17 protein-coding genes and 3 tRNA genes are annotated in these 16,900 nt (G+C 41.5%); 9 read left to right on the top strand and 11 right to left on the bottom strand.

Annotated features, from left to right (window positions below; genetic code table 11):
* Window positions 1–40 precede the first annotated feature (40 nt).
* Window positions 41–349, bottom strand: coding sequence for a hypothetical protein (locus tag ACTNDS_RS13340; protein ID WP_441036288.1), 309 nt, complete (start codon window positions 347–349; stop codon window positions 41–43).
* Between the two features lie 147 nt (window positions 350–496).
* On the opposite strand from ACTNDS_RS13340, the gene ACTNDS_RS13335 reads away from it, so the two are divergent.
* The gene (locus tag ACTNDS_RS13335) at window positions 497–1,729 is read left to right on the top strand and encodes a 6-phosphofructokinase (RefSeq protein WP_303243124.1); all 1,233 of its coding nucleotides are present in this window, start codon (window positions 497–499) and stop codon (window positions 1,727–1,729) included.
* A gap of 44 nt (window positions 1,730–1,773) precedes the next feature.
* Here the strand turns inward: ACTNDS_RS13335 and ACTNDS_RS13330 are convergent, their stop codons facing one another.
* From ACTNDS_RS13330 to ACTNDS_RS13305, 6 genes are all read right to left on the bottom strand, one after another.
* The gene (locus ACTNDS_RS13330; protein ID WP_173743818.1) at window positions 1,774–2,274 is read right to left on the bottom strand and encodes an NUDIX hydrolase; all 501 of its coding nucleotides are present in this window, start codon (window positions 2,272–2,274) and stop codon (window positions 1,774–1,776) included.
* A 50-nt stretch (window positions 2,275–2,324) separates the two neighbouring features.
* A complete protein-coding gene (locus ACTNDS_RS13325; RefSeq protein ID WP_173743819.1) occupies window positions 2,325–2,807 on the bottom strand; it encodes a CinA family protein in 483 nt (160 codons plus the stop codon).
* Window positions 2,808–2,885: 78 nt separating this feature from the next.
* The gene (locus ACTNDS_RS13320; protein WP_441036286.1) at window positions 2,886–4,628 is read right to left on the bottom strand and encodes a S8 family peptidase; all 1,743 of its coding nucleotides are present in this window, start codon (window positions 4,626–4,628) and stop codon (window positions 2,886–2,888) included.
* A 74-nt stretch (window positions 4,629–4,702) separates the two neighbouring features.
* Window positions 4,703–5,455: a prolipoprotein diacylglyceryl transferase gene (locus ACTNDS_RS13315; protein WP_441036285.1), complete on the bottom strand. Its 753-nt coding sequence runs from the start codon at window positions 5,453–5,455 to the stop codon at window positions 4,703–4,705.
* 76 nt (window positions 5,456–5,531) lie between these two features.
* Window positions 5,532–6,296: an arginase family protein gene (locus ACTNDS_RS13310; protein ID WP_441036283.1), complete on the bottom strand. Its 765-nt coding sequence runs from the start codon at window positions 6,294–6,296 to the stop codon at window positions 5,532–5,534.
* A 38-nt stretch (window positions 6,297–6,334) separates the two neighbouring features.
* The gene (locus ACTNDS_RS13305) at window positions 6,335–7,192 is read right to left on the bottom strand and encodes an HdeD family acid-resistance protein (RefSeq protein ID WP_441036282.1); all 858 of its coding nucleotides are present in this window, start codon (window positions 7,190–7,192) and stop codon (window positions 6,335–6,337) included.
* Window positions 7,193–7,451: 259 nt separating this feature from the next.
* On the opposite strand from ACTNDS_RS13305, the gene ACTNDS_RS13300 reads away from it, so the two are divergent.
* The 4 genes from ACTNDS_RS13300 to ACTNDS_RS13285 are packed head-to-tail and all read left to right on the top strand — an operon-like array spanning window position 7,452 to window position 11,290.
* A complete protein-coding gene (locus ACTNDS_RS13300; protein WP_441036280.1) occupies window positions 7,452–8,240 on the top strand; it encodes a GDSL-type esterase/lipase family protein in 789 nt (262 codons plus the stop codon).
* Entirely contained in the window at window positions 8,237–8,713 is a 477-nt protein-coding gene (locus ACTNDS_RS13295; protein ID WP_173743825.1) for a DUF4358 domain-containing protein, read from the top strand. Before ACTNDS_RS13300 ends, ACTNDS_RS13295 begins: the two co-directional genes overlap by 4 nt.
* Before the next feature lie 22 nt (window positions 8,714–8,735).
* Window positions 8,736–10,124, top strand: a complete 1,389-nt coding sequence (locus tag ACTNDS_RS13290) for an MBOAT family O-acyltransferase (RefSeq protein ID WP_441036278.1) — start codon at window positions 8,736–8,738, stop codon at window positions 10,122–10,124.
* 14 nt (window positions 10,125–10,138) lie between these two features.
* A complete protein-coding gene (locus tag ACTNDS_RS13285) occupies window positions 10,139–11,290 on the top strand; it encodes a DHHW family protein (protein ID WP_303243131.1) in 1,152 nt (383 codons plus the stop codon).
* A gap of 249 nt (window positions 11,291–11,539) precedes the next feature.
* Here the strand turns inward: ACTNDS_RS13285 and ACTNDS_RS13280 are convergent, their stop codons facing one another.
* Window positions 11,540–12,253: a LytR/AlgR family response regulator transcription factor gene (locus ACTNDS_RS13280; RefSeq protein WP_303243132.1), complete on the bottom strand. Its 714-nt coding sequence runs from the start codon at window positions 12,251–12,253 to the stop codon at window positions 11,540–11,542.
* Window positions 12,254–12,485: 232 nt separating this feature from the next.
* On the opposite strand from ACTNDS_RS13280, the gene ACTNDS_RS13275 reads away from it, so the two are divergent.
* The 4 genes from ACTNDS_RS13275 (at window position 12,486) to ACTNDS_RS13260 (ending at window position 16,466) form a co-directional block, all read left to right on the top strand.
* The gene (locus ACTNDS_RS13275; protein WP_441036275.1) at window positions 12,486–13,964 is read left to right on the top strand and encodes an ISLre2 family transposase; all 1,479 of its coding nucleotides are present in this window, start codon (window positions 12,486–12,488) and stop codon (window positions 13,962–13,964) included.
* A gap of 414 nt (window positions 13,965–14,378) precedes the next feature.
* Window positions 14,379–14,609, top strand: coding sequence for a hypothetical protein (locus ACTNDS_RS13270; protein ID WP_019160862.1), 231 nt, complete (start codon window positions 14,379–14,381; stop codon window positions 14,607–14,609).
* Window positions 14,610–14,719: 110 nt separating this feature from the next.
* Window positions 14,720–15,799, top strand: coding sequence for a tetratricopeptide repeat-containing glycosyltransferase (locus ACTNDS_RS13265; RefSeq protein ID WP_441036273.1), 1,080 nt, complete (start codon window positions 14,720–14,722; stop codon window positions 15,797–15,799).
* A gap of 118 nt (window positions 15,800–15,917) precedes the next feature.
* A complete protein-coding gene (locus tag ACTNDS_RS13260; protein WP_441036271.1) occupies window positions 15,918–16,466 on the top strand; it encodes a collagen-like protein in 549 nt (182 codons plus the stop codon).
* Window positions 16,467–16,589: 123 nt separating this feature from the next.
* Here ACTNDS_RS13260 and ACTNDS_RS13255 read toward each other — a convergent pair.
* From ACTNDS_RS13255 to ACTNDS_RS13245, 3 genes are all read right to left on the bottom strand, one after another.
* A tRNA-Cys gene (locus tag ACTNDS_RS13255) sits at window positions 16,590–16,660 on the bottom strand.
* A 38-nt stretch (window positions 16,661–16,698) separates the two neighbouring features.
* Window positions 16,699–16,770 (bottom strand) — tRNA-Glu (locus ACTNDS_RS13250).
* A 39-nt stretch (window positions 16,771–16,809) separates the two neighbouring features.
* Window positions 16,810–16,882: transfer RNA gene (locus tag ACTNDS_RS13245), tRNA-Asn, on the bottom strand.
* Between the last annotated feature and the right edge of the window lie 18 nt (window positions 16,883–16,900).

Genomic DNA, 16,900 nt, shown 5'->3' with positions numbered 1-16,900 from the left:
CTTTGTTTCTTTTTCTCCTGCTGTGATCTTTTACCCGGTTTTACAAAGAAAAATCTTTCCCTGTATATCCATACTTTTCATTTTTCAGATGCAGCAACCATATCAGAGACCGAAGCTTTTCCTTCTCACTGGCACTATAGATAAAACCATCCAGTTCCTTTCTCCCGAACCAGCCCTGTTCCTCCAGACACTGCATCCGTTCTGTATCCTCTTCTTCCAAAAGAATTTCCATTGCCGGACGTATGCGAAGCCTGAGATATTTCTCAGCTTCCTGATACTTAGCATCCTGGTTTTCCTGCTGTCCGCCAAACCAGATTTCCAGTGCCTGATACAGCTTAAGATCCCTCATACTGTCACCCCGTTTTCATGTACTAATATCTGATTTTCATAATATCACAAAAAGATTTTCATTTAAAGTAGCTCTATGATATAATCATTTTAGCTTTACAAGTAAAAGATTTCCATATCTTTTACAAAAAAATCCAGGAGGTAACTCATGTCCAAAAAAAATCTGATCGTCGGTCAGTCCGGCGGCCCTACTGCAGTCATTAACAGCAGTCTCTACGGTGTTGTGTCCGAAGGGTTACGACATCCCGAACAAATTCAACATATTTACGGTATGGTAAATGGAATCGAAGGCTTTCTGGCAGGAACTGTTTTAGATTTTGCCACAGCACTTCCCGGAAGCAGCCTTGAAAAACTTAAAACTACTCCAGGTGCCTACCTAGGCTCCTGCCGCTATAAGCTTCCTGAATCTCTGGAAGATCCGGTTTACCCCAGACTTTTTCAAAAATTCAGAGAAATGAACATCGGCTGGTTTTTCTATATTGGCGGAAATGATTCCATGGATACTGTAAGCAAGCTTTCCCGGTATGCAGCCCAGACAGGCAGCGATATCCGCATTATCGGAGAGCCCAAAACCATTGATAACGACCTGGTTCATACTGACCACACTCCAGGCTTTGGAAGTGCTGCCAGATATGTAGCCTCTACAGTCCGTGAAATTACCATAGATGCAAATGTCTATGAGAAAAAATCCGTTACTATTGTAGAAATCATGGGCCGTCATGCGGGCTGGCTCACTGCAGCCTCTGCCCTTGCCCGAAAATATAAAGGTGACAATCCACTCCTGATCTATCTCCCGGAAACAACCTTTGATCAGGAAGCTTTCCTCAAAGCTGTTGAGAAATCCTTTGAAAAGAACTGCAATGTAATCGTCTGTGTCTCTGAAGGAATCCACGATGCAGAGGGCACTTTCATCTGCGAATATGACAGCTCTGTAGGTACAGATACCTTTGGACATAAAATGCTGGCAGGTTGTGGAAAATATCTGGAAAATCTGGTACGCAGCCGTCTGGGTGTAAAAGCACGTTCTGTGGAACTTAATGTCAGCCAGCGCTGTTCCGTCTCCATGATGTCCGCCACTGACCAGATGGAAGCTGTTACTGCCGGTAATTTCGGTGTACAGGCAGCACTGAATGGTGAAACCGGAAAAATGGTTTCTTTCCTTCGTGAAACAGGCACTGACGGAAGCTATTCCATGAAATGCAGCCTGGAAGATGTGAATGCCATCTGTAATGAAGAAAAAACAGTTCCTGCAGACTGGATTACTGCTGATGGCTCAGATGTAACCCAGGATTTTCTTGACTACGCGGCTCCATTAATCCAGGGAACGGTCGAAATTCCCCTTGGTACAGACGGACTGCCGGATTTTGTATACCGCAAATAGAATGTAATATTGAGAAGCACTGGCAGCCTCAGGCAGTGAGCAGTTCACTCACCTTCAACAGCTGTCAGTGCTTTCCCATTAAGTACAGCTTCCACCAGATCATCTCCCTTATAACTGAGCTTCAGTGAAAAAAAGGGTGCGTTCTCTCTGATCAGCTTGTTAAAGATCCTGTCTCCCGGCCACATATTCAGCTCAGTAAGCTTTTCTTTGGGAATCCATTCCAATTTTCCTTCATCACACTCCCTGGGAATTCCTTCAAATTCCTCTGAAGTATACAGACACATATACTCTGTCCCATACCCTTCCTGGGTAAAGGTTACAATTCCTCTGAATTTCCAGGAACGCAATCGATATCCTGTTTCTTCGTAAACCTCTCTGCACAGACATTCTTCTGGACTTTCTCCCTCTTCAAAATGTCCTCCTATACCAATCCACTTATCCTTATTCACATCATTTTTTTTAGAAATTCTGTGAAGCATCAAATATTTCCCATCCTTTTCCAGATAACAATGAGTGGTCATCACACTTTTTTCTTTATCTCTCATTTATCCTTTTCCTCTTTTATTTTCTGTTACAGTAATTTCAGAAAATCCCCTTATTTTACAAGTTTTTTTAGTTCCTGGAATACCCTGTCTGTGTATAAAAGTTTTATCTCATGGCGGCTCATGCCGGAAACCTCTGCATGCACTTCAAAAACATAAGGTTTCTCATGCACAAGGATGCAGAAAAAAGCCACTCCCTGAACACTGTCTGCATTGTTTGGATCAACGTTCCCGGTAGTTCCGGTTATTCCTATGGCAATGTCCGTTTTCATTTTTTTCTGTACTGTTTTTGCCATTTCTTCTGCACATTCTTTTGAATATACTCCATACTGGGCAATCACATTTTTATCTACACCTATGAATACCTTTGTCTCATTCAAATAAGTAACATACCCTCCGGGAAAAATTGCAGATGCCCCTTCTGTATCTGTGATCGTCGATGCGATCAAGCCAGCGGTACAGCTCTCCATTGTGGAAATCGTTCTGTGTGCATCAATTAATTTATGGATGATTTTATCCTTTTCTGCCTGATCCATCCTTTTCCTCCTACTGTTTTTCTGATTTCTTACCTTACAAGTATACCAAAAAATCTTACTTTTTTATAGAAATATTTCTTATTCCGGTATGCTGTCTATTACAGACAATCTTCCAAATCCCCACTCAGGATTAGGATAATTCATCCTCTCCTCCCGCACAGCTCCTTTCTGCAAGGCAAATTTCACAGCACTCCCTGATGCATAAGGAAGGTTTCCTCTGACAATGGCCCATTCCAGCAACAGAGCTGCTGCCCCACAGGTAATCGCCGCAGCCAAACTGCTTCCTGTTGCTTTTCCAAAATTCTGCTGTCCATTCAAAGGCACTGTCAGTTCCACTCCCGGTGCAGCCAGATCCGGTGTTACCTGTCCATCCGGAGTAAAGCCCCGGCCAGCCTGGAAAAAAAGACTGGCATCCCTATACTGATAAGCTGTAGCAGTAATACTTCGCACAGAATCTCCCGGAGCAGTCACTGTAGAATAGGGATTCGATTGCAGAAAATAAGTATCCTGTGAAATCAATCCCTGTACAGGAAGCCACATATGAAATCTGTTTCCCGGCCCTTTCTCCTTTTGTACACGAATTTTCCAGATTCCAGAGGCCGGATGAAGAAACCGGAAACAAATCAGCTGCTTTCCGGTAGATCGTTCCATTTTTACATAATTCACCAGAACCTGTGTCGCAGTAAAAATAAATGACAGCTTTTGGGTCACAGACCCAATAGAGGTACTGATATCCAGAATCTCACCTGCCGGTGACTGAACTGAAATCCTATAGTCATCCGGTGGATTTCCCCAGAATTCTGTATAAAATCCCCCTTCCTGCTCTCCGATTTTTAACTCCACTGTTTCCTGCTCTTCTGATAATTCAGCTGTAAAATGGTGCTGGGCAATGCCTTCATTTCCCGCAGCCACAGATACAGAAACATTTGCATCTTCATTAATATAATCCAGATACCGGCTCAGTTCACTGTCTCCAATATGGGCTCCCTGACTGCTTCCAAGTCCCAAACAGACTGATACAGGCATTCCCATTTTCTTTGCCATTCGAACTGCATAAGACACTCCAAGCATAATATCATCTTCCTGATAAACTTCTGCCAAAGGCGGAATCTGATAAAATTCTTTTAAGTATGTCTTAGCCTTCTTCAGTTTCACAATGATCAGAGTTGCTCCAGGTGCTGCCCCGGAAAAATTTTCAGAAGGGACCACATTTCCTGCTGCCAGACCGGCCAACGCTGTTCCATGTCCATTTTCATCCCGGGACGGTACTGTCTCATAGGGATTTTCTGACTTAATCGCCTGCTCAATCTCTTCCCGCACAAAGACTTTCCCATAGGGAACTGCTTCATTTCCACTTTCCATTATTGTCTGATCCCACAGATAAGCGATCCTGCTCCTGTCTCCTTCACGAAAAACCGGATGTGTATAGTCAATTCCCGAATCAATCACAGCTATAGCTACTCCTTCACCCTGCAGCTTCAGATAAGGCTGATGATAGCTCTGACTGATTCCCCCGGCATCCATGGCATTTATATCCATAGGACTATAGCATTTTGGAATAGAAGAATAGGTATAGGAATTGATTTCCAGAACTCCGGCCTGCTCCAAAGGAATATAAAGAATACCGAACATTTCATTTACCTTCTGAAAAACAGCATTCATCCTTTTCATGTCAGCCTCCGAAATCGTTTCCCAGTTTCTCAGAATAAAATCTCCGTATTCCTGGTTCTGGGCAGGTGCTATATTCTGCCCAGAAGAAGAACTGGAGATTCCCTGCTGCATATTTATAAAATTCTTTTCAACATCTGCTGACCCGAACATACCGAATCCTCACATGCAGGCTTTATTACAGGCTATGCCCTAAAACATAAAAATAGTAGTTTATCCTTGAATATTTACTTCTTTGCCCTTTTCTTTATTACTCCAAGCATTACCATTCCGGCAACTCCTGTAAAAATACTAATAAACTGAGAGGTAGATAAAATTCCTATACTTCCCCTTTCCAGATCTCCCCTGAAAAATTCCAAAATAAAACGTCCCACACTGTAAAAAATCAAATAACAGGCTGCCACTTCTCCTTCTGCTTTTTTATGTCTGGCAATATAAAGCAAAAGGAAAAAATGCAGAAAATCCAGAATACTAGAATAAATTTGTGTGGGAATCAGTGGAATATTATTAGGTGCATAATCCGAATCCGTAAAAATCACCGACAATCCTCCTTGAGCTTCCTTTCCATAGCAGCATCCTGCCAGAAAGCATCCGATTCTTCCAAATCCCTGTGACAGAGCAATGGAAGGCATCACCAGGTCAAAATACGTTAAAAAATTTAATTTCTTTACCTTACAGTAAATCCAGCCTGCAAGGATTCCTCCTATAATTCCTCCATAGACCACAAATCCATCAGAACTGAACATCCCCAACGGATTCCGGATCACTTCTTTCCATTCTGTAATCCAGAACAGAATTTTTGCAGATGCAAATCCACCCAGAACACACCAGAGCACTAAATAGAAAATATGCTCACAGGCCAGTTGCAGCTTTCTTGCCCTCTGCTCCACCACCAGCCAGGCAGCCAGCACTCCTATGGCAATCATAAAACCATAACCATAAAGAGTCAGCGGACCTATTTTTAAAAGCTCATTTTTCATAAACTGATATTTCTCCTCACCATGCTTTTTATTTCAAAATATAAAAAACAATATTTTTTCTGATTCTATTTTCCTATTATATACACAGCAACTTCAGCAACTGTAAATTTGCCCTGTCATTGCCATCGTTATCATGAATACCTTTTACATCAGCTTCTCCACAGATATCCACTCCCAGAAGCCGGCCTTCATTGCTTTTTCCACACTCCAGCATAGTTTCTACACCGGCAAGTAAAGTGGTAAGTTTCATATCTCCCTGACTCCAGGCAGTTGAGACCTCTTTTGAACTGAGCACATCCTTATCAACCGAAAGATAAACAGGTAATTCACTGTCCATCATAACATTTTTCAGGAAACCGCAGATTTCTTCCTCCTTCATTGTCAAAAGGGTCTCTCTGGAAAGAAATACCACTTTTTTCCGAAGCCTTTCATCTACCTGGCTATATGCATTTTCATCCGGACCGATCAGGATCACCTGTCGCAGATTTGTAAGTTCCTCCAATGCAGCTGCGATCCATCCTCCACAAGACAACAGCCCCCCAAAAGCAGGAGGCTGCATATCTGTATGATTATCAAACACCAGAAGCCTGAAAGGTTGTTTGATTTTCCCAATCCACAAACGCGTAAGATAATGATAGTTTCCTGAGTCAATAAAATGGACTCCTTCCGATGAAAATTTATCTATGCGACAACTGATCTCAGTTCTTGCGTCTTCATCACAATAACAGTTCGTACCGGTAATATCTTCTGCTTCTACCCAGACAGTTTCCTGTCCCTTCCAGAATTTTTCTTCTCTATATATTCCGGACATATTCATAATAACTGGTGTTCTTTTTTTCATAATTTTCCTGTTCCCTTTGAAACCGCTCTTCACTTTCTTCAATCTTTCCACTCTTCCAGCGGTTCATCATGATTTTTCAGCATAGACTGAATTTCTTTGTTAGGGCTTTCTTCTGCTTTATCGGGAGCCTCTTCCATGGAAAACACTGCCTCTGCTGCATCGGCAGTCTCAGCTGTTTCTAATTCTATGGGGGCTGCTGTTTCCACTGCCGGTTCCTCAGAAATTTCCACATCTGCCTTATTTTCTTCCTGAGCTTCAGGCATACTGGTTTCTGCCACATTCTCAGAATCCTCTGTGTGATCTGTTGCTTCATCTGAAACGTTATTCTGCTGTTCTTTCTCTAGCATACGCTTCTGTCCCTTTTTCAGACATACCTTCATCAAAATCAAGAATACAAAATCTGCAGCACCATTTACTATCAGAAGTATTCCACTAACCAAAATCATTCTGGAAACTTTTTTAAAAGGATAGGCCATCACTCCGACTCCCAGTACCAGAAAAATCAGACTGCCGATAAAAAGCACCTTCCACTGTCCCTGATTTACCTTTTTCAATTTGCTGCTGCCCTTAAATTTCCAGATGCTGTCAACTACTACAAAAGCACCCAACAGGTATGGCAGAATTTTAATCACAATCTGTGGCGTAAAAAAAAGAAATACTCCCAGAACAGCAGCAATCACTCCGGTAGACAGATCCAGTACCGTTGCCTTCTCTTTTTCAGCAGCATAAATTACAATATGATAAATTCCCGCTGCGATCATCACCAGCCCAAATACTACCTTGCAGATAATGTTTACTGTTTGATCCGGGATCAGGACCAGGCACAATCCTAATACAATGTAACAGATTGAGGAAAGAATCTCCCCTCTAAGAAACTTTGAAGTTTTTTTCTCCACAAATGAATCCTCCTGACAATTATTTTTACAGTTCTGTCTCTCTTTCGGTTATTTTCTTTATCAAAAACAGATAACCCGACAGATGGCATATCCACTCAGATAACAAAAGTATACCTCTAATTTTTCCAAACGTCCACACACAACTCCATCACTTTTTATAAAAATATGAAAAAACTGTGAATTTTTCCTTGAAGTTTTTTTTTCACGTATTATAATAAATTCGATACATTTCGCAATTGAACTTCAGGAAGGATTTATTTTGAAAAACAAAGATTTTAATAAGCTTTTACTTCTTATTCCCGCAGGGCTTATCCTTGTGGGAAGCATTGTCTTTTTATACAGTCGGCCAGACTCCGGCGATGATAGGATCTGCCAGGAGAACGTATCCAAACTTCAGGAACTGGAAAACGCAGATATTGCTCAGACTGAGCAGCAGCTTCAGAATCTGAAAAAATCGGAAGAAGATGATTCTCTGCGCAATATGGACAGCAGCACTGTTCTCGATGATGTGCAGATCCGCCAGGCCTTTGCTGGCAGCGTCATTCTTGGAGATTCCATCACAAATTCTATTGTGGAATATGGATATCTGGATACCGATGTAGTAGTAGCCAAGCTTGGATTAAGTGTGGCCGGAGCTGATGAACAAATTGCTACTGCGATCAGCCTGAATCCCAGTCATGTTTTCATGGCTTTCGGCTCCAATGATCTGGAAATTTACGGGGCTGATTCTTCTGGATTTGTAGCAGATTACAAAAAACAAATTGTCAAAATCCAGGAAGCACTGCCGGATATCCCAATTTACATAAACTGTATTCTTCCGATTACGGATGCTGCTATTGAAGCGACTCCTGATCTTGCCTATTATTCGCAGTATAACGAAGGACTTATCAGTCTCTGCCAGGAAATGGGATGTACCTTTATTGACAATTCCGCCATTGTGGAGGGAAGCTCAGAGGATCTGTACGAACCGGACGGTGAGCATGTGATCCAGGATTATTACCCTAAATGGCTCACACATATGGCACAGGCAGCGGGGTTACAGACATGAAAATAAATAAACATATACTTATAAAGACCGGGTTGGTGATTCTGCTTGTAATATATCTTACAGCGCTTTACTCCTCCGATAATGCCCGGAACATTCCCATGGATCAGATTGCCCAGTCTATGGAAAAAGATCAGGCCATCATTGCATTGAATAAAGAAACCCGCGCTGATCTGAAACGCTATTATCAAACAGAGGAGCGGGATATTGACGGTTTTTTCTTTTATAAGGCCTCCTCTCCTATGGCTGTTGAAGAAATCTGCATTATGAAAGCCAAAGACCGTGCCCAGGCACAGATATTGCTGGAAAACGCCCAGGCACACCTGTCCAGTCAGAAAAATGTATTTGAAGGATATGGTACAGACCAGATGGCTCTCTTAAATAATGCAGCTGTAGGAAAAAAAGGAAACTATGTATATTATATGTGTGGAGCCGATGCCCATAGCTGGCAGCATGCATTTCTATCCTTGATATAAAGCAGATTGGAGAACATTCGTTATGGTATTTAACAGTATCTTTTTTATTTTCTGCTTTCTTCCGGTTTTTATGCTGATCTATTATCTGGTTCCGGGAAAGCTTCGCAATCTGCTGCTCTTTTTAGGCAGTCTTATATTTTACGCATGGGGAGAACCTGTTTATGTGATTCTTATGCTTTTCTCCAGCGTATTTAACTATTATATGGGTACTGAACTGGAGCGGCTTTATTATGATGATAAAAAGCAAAAACTGAATCTTGTTTTTGCCATCATTATCAATCTTGGCATTCTTGTATTTTTTAAATATTATGGTTTCCTGTTGGATACCTTTGGCGGAATTACAGGCATTCATATTTCCCATCCGGAACTTTCCCTGCCAATCGGGCTTTCCTTTTATACCTTCAGGAACCTGTCCTATCTCTTTGATATATATATAAGTAAGATTACAGCACAACAGAACTTTCTTACCTTTGCAACCTACAGCACCATGTTTCCTTATACTGCTGCAGGTCCTATTATCCGCTATGCAGATATCCAGGAACAACTTGAGAGACGTTCTGTCAATATTTCCCGCTTTGGTGCAGGAACAGAACTTTTTATTAAGGGTCTTGCAAAAAAAGTACTCCTGGCTGATAATCTATCTGCTCTATATGCAGGAATCTGCAGTAATACTCAAATGTCTGTGCTTACCGCATGGATTGGAATTCTGACTTTCACTATGCAAATATATTTTGATTTCAGCGGCTATTCTGACATGGCCATTGGGCTGGGAAAAATGTTGGGATTTGATTTTAACAAAAACTTTGACTATCCATATATCTCCACAAGTGTTTCCGAGTTCTGGAGACGTTGGCATATTTCCCTTGGAAGCTGGTTTCGGGATTATATCTACATTCCTCTTGGAGGAAACCGTGTCTCAGTCATAAAACATATCCGAAATATTCTGGTTGTCTGGGCTCTGACCGGACTATGGCATGGTGCAAGCTGGAACTTTGTGTTATGGGGACTATACTACGGCCTTCTCCTCTTACTTGAAAAATTTGTACTAAATAACTTATTGGATAGACTCCCTTCCTGGCTACGCACAGCCTATACTATGGTTGCAGTCATGATTGGATGGGTATTTTTCAGTCAGACAAACTTTTCTGCACTTGGCCATTATCTGGGTGCACTGTTTGGTATAGGAGCCAGCAGCTTTGCAGACACAACTGCACTTTATTATCTGAAAACAGGCCTGATACTTTTTATCATCAGTATTCTGGCATGCAGACCCGGACTGTACCAACGTTTCAGGCGACTAATCCAGAAAAAACCAGCAGGAGCACTCCTTATAAATCTTATACTACTGGCATTGTCTGTAGCCTATATGGTTTATAATTCCTATACACCATTTTTATACGCGAAATTTTAGAAGGGACGGTACCTATGAAAAAATCACTGAGAAATTACCGACTATTCTTTCACAGATTAGGGCTTCTTTTTTTTCTGCTTCTTATAATTGTACTGGTAAGCAGTATTATCCTGCCTGATACCGGATTCTCTGAAAAAGAAAACCGGGTACTGGCATCCAGGCCTGCCCTGAAACTGGATCAATTAGTCTCCGGAGGATACGAAAAACAATTTGAAACCTATGAAAACGATCAGTTCCCCCTTCGTGATATGTGGATTACTTTAAAAGCCACTACAGACAGGCTGATGGGTAAAGTGGAGGAAAATGGTGTGTATCTTGGCAAAAATGGATATCTGATGGAAGGCTTTAACGCTCCTCCTCAGACTCAATATGATGCTACAGTCAATGCTATGACTGCCTTCGCGCAGAAGCATTCAGACCTGAAACAATATGCACTGATTGCACCCAATTCAGTAAACATCCTGAAATCAAAGCTCCCTGCTTTTGCACCTGCTGACGATCAGAATCCCTGGATAGATAATCTGAAGGATTCTCTCACTTCTGCAGGAGTTACCTTTATTGATATCCGTGATACCTTTACTGATCACAAAACAGAAGATCTTTATTATCACACTGATCATCACTGGACCACTCTGGGTGCCTACTACGCTTATCTCCAGGCAGCTGCTGTTATGGGAATCGATACCTCCTCTGACTCTTATGATAAAGCTCCTGTATCCCAGACGTTCAAAGGAACACTCTCTGCCAAAAGCGGTTTCCGTTCCAGTGAAACCGATGAAATTGATGTTTTCCTTCCTAATGGAGATAATACCCTTTCCTCTGTTGTTAATTATGTAGAGGAACAGAAAAAATCTGCAAGCTTCTATGATACTTCAAAGCTTAATACCAGAGATAAATATGCCCTGTTCTTCGGCGGTAATCATGCACAGATAAAAATCAGCACTCCTACTGAAAGTAATAATACCCTTCTGGTTCTGAAGGATTCTTATGCCAACAGTTTTGTCCCATTTCTTGCACAACATTACCGTAAAATCATTATGATCGATCCCCGTTATTACTATGGAGATCTGGAACAGCTGCTTCAAGTTGAGAATGTTCAGGAAGTACTATATCTATACAATGCCAATACTTTCTTTGCAGATACCTCATTGGAGCTGGCACTGTAATTATTTCAAAAAAATCCCCTCAGTTTCAGATGACGCGGACACATCCTGTACTGAGGGGATTTTCATACACACTTTTCCAATTTTCATTTTTTGTCTGCCTCACAGCATCGCAAAAAGATCATTCATTTTCCGCGTTTTGAATCAGGTTTTTCTTCCTTCATGATGTATTATATCAGACTTTTTTATAAATTTCTCATTTATGCATTTTCCTCATTTTTTCAAGCATATTCCTCAATAATACTAAATACCTTATTCAAAATGGCTGGCAAAATACTCATTATACTTATCCAGCACTTCCTTTCTTCCTCGAACACGAATAGGAATTATTGTCCCATCCTGTAATTCAAAATCCTCTTTCACATCCTTTATATAATCCATATTAACCAGATAACTCTGGTGACAATGCAGAAATCTCTTCTCATCTATTCTCTTTTCAATCTCTATAAGCTTATCCTGTGCTACAATTTCTGATTGATCGGACAGATGAAGTGTAATGGTATGCTTATCACTTTCAACATATACAATATCATCTGTATACGGATATCGATACTGACGTTTACTTTTAATTGCAACCCTGCGTTGCATATCTGTCTTCAGAATACGATTCAAAAGCTTCTTTATTTTCTCCTCGGAAAAGGATTTCAACAAATATCCGGATGCCTGTACCTCATAGCTCTCAACAGCAAAATCCGGAGATGCTGTCAGAAATATAATCGGTATATTGCAGGAAAGCGCACGAAGTTTTCTGGCTGTTTCCATACCATTCAACTGGTCCATATAGATATCCAGAAAAAGCAATTCTCCCTCCAGGTATCCCTCCTCAGCGTCAGCTACAAGTACCTCACCGGAAGAATATTCCTCAACGCAAATCTCCTCATGGATTTCTTCAAAATATTCATGTAATATATCTTTTAAAAGCTGTCTTTCCAGTTCCACATCATCACAGACTATAATCTTACGCATTACTTGTTACCCTTTCAGCCGATAATTTCTATTCATAATTTCAAGCCTGTTTTCTTATCGTTTTGATAGAAAACTTCTATAGTATTATATATAATTCATTCTACAAAAGCAAGTACCCTTTTGCTAGCGTAAAGTTTTAGTCGGAAAATTAAAAATGGTAATAAAAGAGAACACCACTTTGTGATAAAGTATTTAGCGACGAAACTAATACAAACAAAGGAAGGTGTTCTCTATGATTAAGAGTATAAAACATTTTGCGGAAGAAAGCATCAGTATTTTTGAAAAATTGGAGGATGATTTTTTTAAACATCCTGAAAAGATGGCAGAGTATGTCAGAGGCATCACAAAGGAATTGCATAAGGTTGGTCTCCTTATGATTCAGGAGTCTCTGGAACAGATGAACCAACAACTGAAAGACAGTGGTAAGAGGACAACAGGATGGTATGTTGAAAAAGACAGTCAAAAGCAGCTGGTCACATCACTGGGAACAGTGCACTTTACAAAAACCCTCTTCATCAACAGAGAAACAGGTAAGATGGAGTATCTGCTGGACAGGATCCTGGGACTGGAAAAACATGAAAGGATAACAGAAGATGCTGTAGCAGCAATGCTGGAAGAGGCTGTACAGACTTCCTATAGGAGAGGCGGTGAGGAAAGCTGCCTGGAAGGAACTGTGAGCAAACAGACCGTAAAAGCAAAACTGCATGGTCTGAAGTTCCCGAAAGACACCAAAGAACCTAAAAAGAAAAGGGAAGTTGAATATCTGTATATAGAAGCAGATGAGGATCATGTTTCGCTCCAGTTTCGAGAACAGAAGGGCGATCTGACTGAAAGCAGCAATGGACAGAAAAACAACTGTCTGATCACAAAACTGGTGTATGTGCATGAAGGAATTGAACCGGAGGCACCGCAAAGCAAACGATATAAACTGATAAATCCGCATTACTTCTGCAGGGTATGTGATGGAAAAGACAATGAAGCATTCTGGGATGAAATCTATGAATATATCAATGCCCACTATGAGCTGGAGAAAGTAAAAAAGATCTATCTGAATGCAGATGGAGGCGGCTGGATAGAAACAGCAAGGACACGGATCAAAGGAGTATCGTATGTATTGGATGAGTTCCATTTACAGAAATACCTGATCCGTCTGATCAGCCATATGAAAGACAGTGCAGATGATGCATATAGAGAACTGAGGAGAGCAATACGCAGGGGAACAAAAGCAGATTTTTGTGAAATCGTAGAGAGGCTAAAGAATGCGCTTCCGGAAGAAAGCGTAGAAACAGGGACGAGACGTCTGGAGCAGAGCCGGGATTATATACTGGAGAACTGGGGAGCGGCACGGCTGCGACTGATGCACAAAGACGGAGTGATCGGAAGCAGTACAGAGGGGCATGTAAGCTATGTGCTTTCAACAAGGATGAGTTCCAGACCAATGGGATGGAGCCGGAAAGGTGCTGCAAAAATGGCACAGTTGAGAGCGTATTATTATAATGGCGGAGATATGTTGGAACTGGTAAGATATCAGAAAGTAGAGCTGCCCAAAGCGGCAGGATGTGAACAGGAAATCATTCTGTCGGCCCAGATATTCAAAAGCGAGAAAAACAGGCATGGTATACTGGGGAAATATGTGGATGCAATGACGCATAGTATCAGTCAGGACACAAAGAAAAAAGTATACTTCAATGAGCATATCTGGGGATTATAAAAAAGTGGCAAATGCCGCAGATATACTTAGGTCTGCTTGACTATAAAAAAGGCTGCGGACCGGAGTTCTGTCAAGGACGAAGCCGCAGAGCGGTGTTACACATCCTTGACAGGACTCCGGTACACAGCCTAAAAGTATACTCAAGCAGACCTAAGTGGATCCCTGTCCCGAAGGGGACTTGCAAAAAAGACGGGAATGAAGTAAAGTTGGAATAAGAAAATCTAAGCCAGATACTTTATCTGAGCATCAAGAGTGAACTCTAACCCATTTATTCCGACAGTAAACTTACGCAATCGTACCCTTTTTACAGGACTTTCTTCATTTACTCATATGTGTTAATATAAAGGTAAGGTTCACAACTATCAGATATTCACACTATCAATAAAATAATATTAAAGAAAGAAGGATTATTCTATGCGTCAGGAAAAATTTAAAATGGAGCGTCAGGGACTGATTGAAATCGGTGATGAAGTAGAAATCACCGAATACCAATCCTTCATGAATTACAGTTACATTATTGAACCAGCCGTAGCCATGTCAGGATGCTATCCCAATGCCAGACGGATCAAATCCCGAAAAGGTATTATCAAGAATATTGAGCATACTCCCCGAGGATTTATCGTCACTGCAGAATTTGATGAATAATATATGCCAAAACCGTAGCTGCGTAACTTTTTACAGTTACGGTTTTTATCATATTTCACGCTAATCTCACATATCTTGTTGCAATAGTGTCCCGGAGTATTATCTATTGTATGATTTCTCTAAGTTTATGCATGATCGTCAAAAACGAAGCAGATGTTCTTCCCCGAATTCTTTCACCAATGACTGATATTGCAGATTATATTCTCATTGCAGATACCGGTTCCGTCGACCAGACGAAAGAAATTGCCTGTAAATATGGAGCTCAGGTGTTTGACTTTCCCTGGTGTGAGGATTTTTCTGCTGCCAGAAATTTTCTTTTAGAGAAAGTCCGCACAGACTACTGGATGTGGCTGGATGCGGATGATCTGATCACTCCTGCTAACCTGACTCTCCTTTCTTCCCTGAAAAGTTCTCTTCCCTCTGACACTGATATCGTAATGATGAAATATATTACAGCTTTCCATACAGATCAGTCTCCTGCATTTTCCTATTACCGGGAACGTATTTTAAAAACCTCCTGTGATTTCAGATGGTGTGGAAAGGTACATGAAGCAATCATTCTTTCCGGTAAGATTCTTTACTCTCCTATTCAAATTGAGCATCGCAAAATTAAGATTTCTGATCCAGACCGCAATCTTCGGATTTATCAGCACATGCTCGCAAATGCCGAAGTTTTAGACTCCCGTCAGGAATTTTATTATGGAAAAGAACTTTTTTATCATAAGCTTTATCGAGAAGCTGCCGCTGTATTTCTTCACTTTCTGGAAAATCCCGAAGCATGGCTGGAAAATCAACTGGATGCCTGTCTGCAGCTCTGTTACTGTTACCGTGCTCTTGGTGAAAATGATAAAGCAATGAATATTCTTTTTAAAAGCTTTCAGTTTGATGTTCCCCGTGCTGAAATATGCTATGAACTTGGAAATCTTTTTCTGGAAAAATCAGCTTTTATCTCTGCTGTTTACTGGTATCAGCAAGCATTAAATGCACCTTACTGTGAACAAGATGGGGGATTTTTTATCCCTGACTGCCATGATTTTCTTCCTTTGGTACAGCTCTGCGTCTGTTATGACAAACTTGGGCAATACAAAACCTCCTTTGACTACCTTCAAAGGGCTGCTAAAATTCATCCTGATGAGCCCTGTATTATCCAAAATCAACAATATTTTTTACAGAAGCATGGTTTTTCCTGACAAAGGGTGAAACAATTATTGGCTTCAGACAAGTAGCAAAGAATATGTAATCTGTGAACAGTATCTGGCATTCTCCATATAATAATAGTGAAACTTCTTAATATCAGAGGTAAAATGCATGTTGTTTCATCGTCATCCTCTCAAAGATCAGTCACTTGAATCACTGACCAGCGATGTTTCCGGCACTTCCTGCTGTAATAATAGCAATCGCTGCGGCTGTGACTGTCAGGGTCCTCCCGGACCACGGGGCTGTACCGGACCTACTGGGCCCAGAGGTTGTCCCGGACCGGCTGGTCCTATCGGACCCCAGGGACCTCAGGGAGAACCTGGTATACAGGGATATCCAGGGCCAATCGGAGCTACTGGTGCTACTGGTGCAATAGGACCTCAGGGGCCAGCCGGAGTCACAGGAGCTACTGGTGCCACAGGCGCTAGCGGAGCTACAGGACCTGCCGGAGCTATTGGACCAACTGGACCTATCGGACCTGTCGGACCTGCCGGAGCTACTGGACCAACTGGACCTACTGGACCTACCGGTGCCACAGGACCTGCCGGACCTGTAACATCTGCCGCAGCAGTAGCAGATGCTGCAGGTCAGACAGATGTTGTAACCCAGTTTAATCAGCTTCTCTCTAGTCTCAGAGCTGCCGGAATTCTAAACAGCTGATCTTGCTTTTTAAGCATAAAACACCGGTATACTGTGCTTTTTACACAATATACCGGCGTTTTTATTCTAGCTCAAATTTAAATCAAATAAAAAACTTCAGATAAATTATATCTGAAGTTCTAGAGGTGCCACCCGGATTTGAACCGGGGATAGAGGTGTTGCAGACCTTTGCCTTACCACTTGGCTATGGCACCATATTATATTTTACAAATTATACAAAAATTTTGTATAATGACTCCAAGGGGATTTGAACCCCTGTTACCGCCGTGAAAGGGCGGTGTCTTAACCGCTTGACCATGGAGCCTGGTATAACTTTTACATATCGGACTTCATGTTCCGAAAGCTCCCCCTGTTGGACTCGAACCAACGACACTGCGGTTAACAGCCGCATGCTCTACCGACTGAGCTAAGGAGGAATAAAGGTTTTGCACCTT

Source organism: Blautia sp. HCP3S3_C12 (genome assembly GCF_052064155.1).
GTDB lineage: Bacteria > Bacillota > Clostridia > Lachnospirales > Lachnospiraceae > Blautia_A.
The sequence above is the reverse complement of the archived record's forward strand: the minus strand, read 5'-3'. Positions and strand labels throughout refer to the sequence as shown.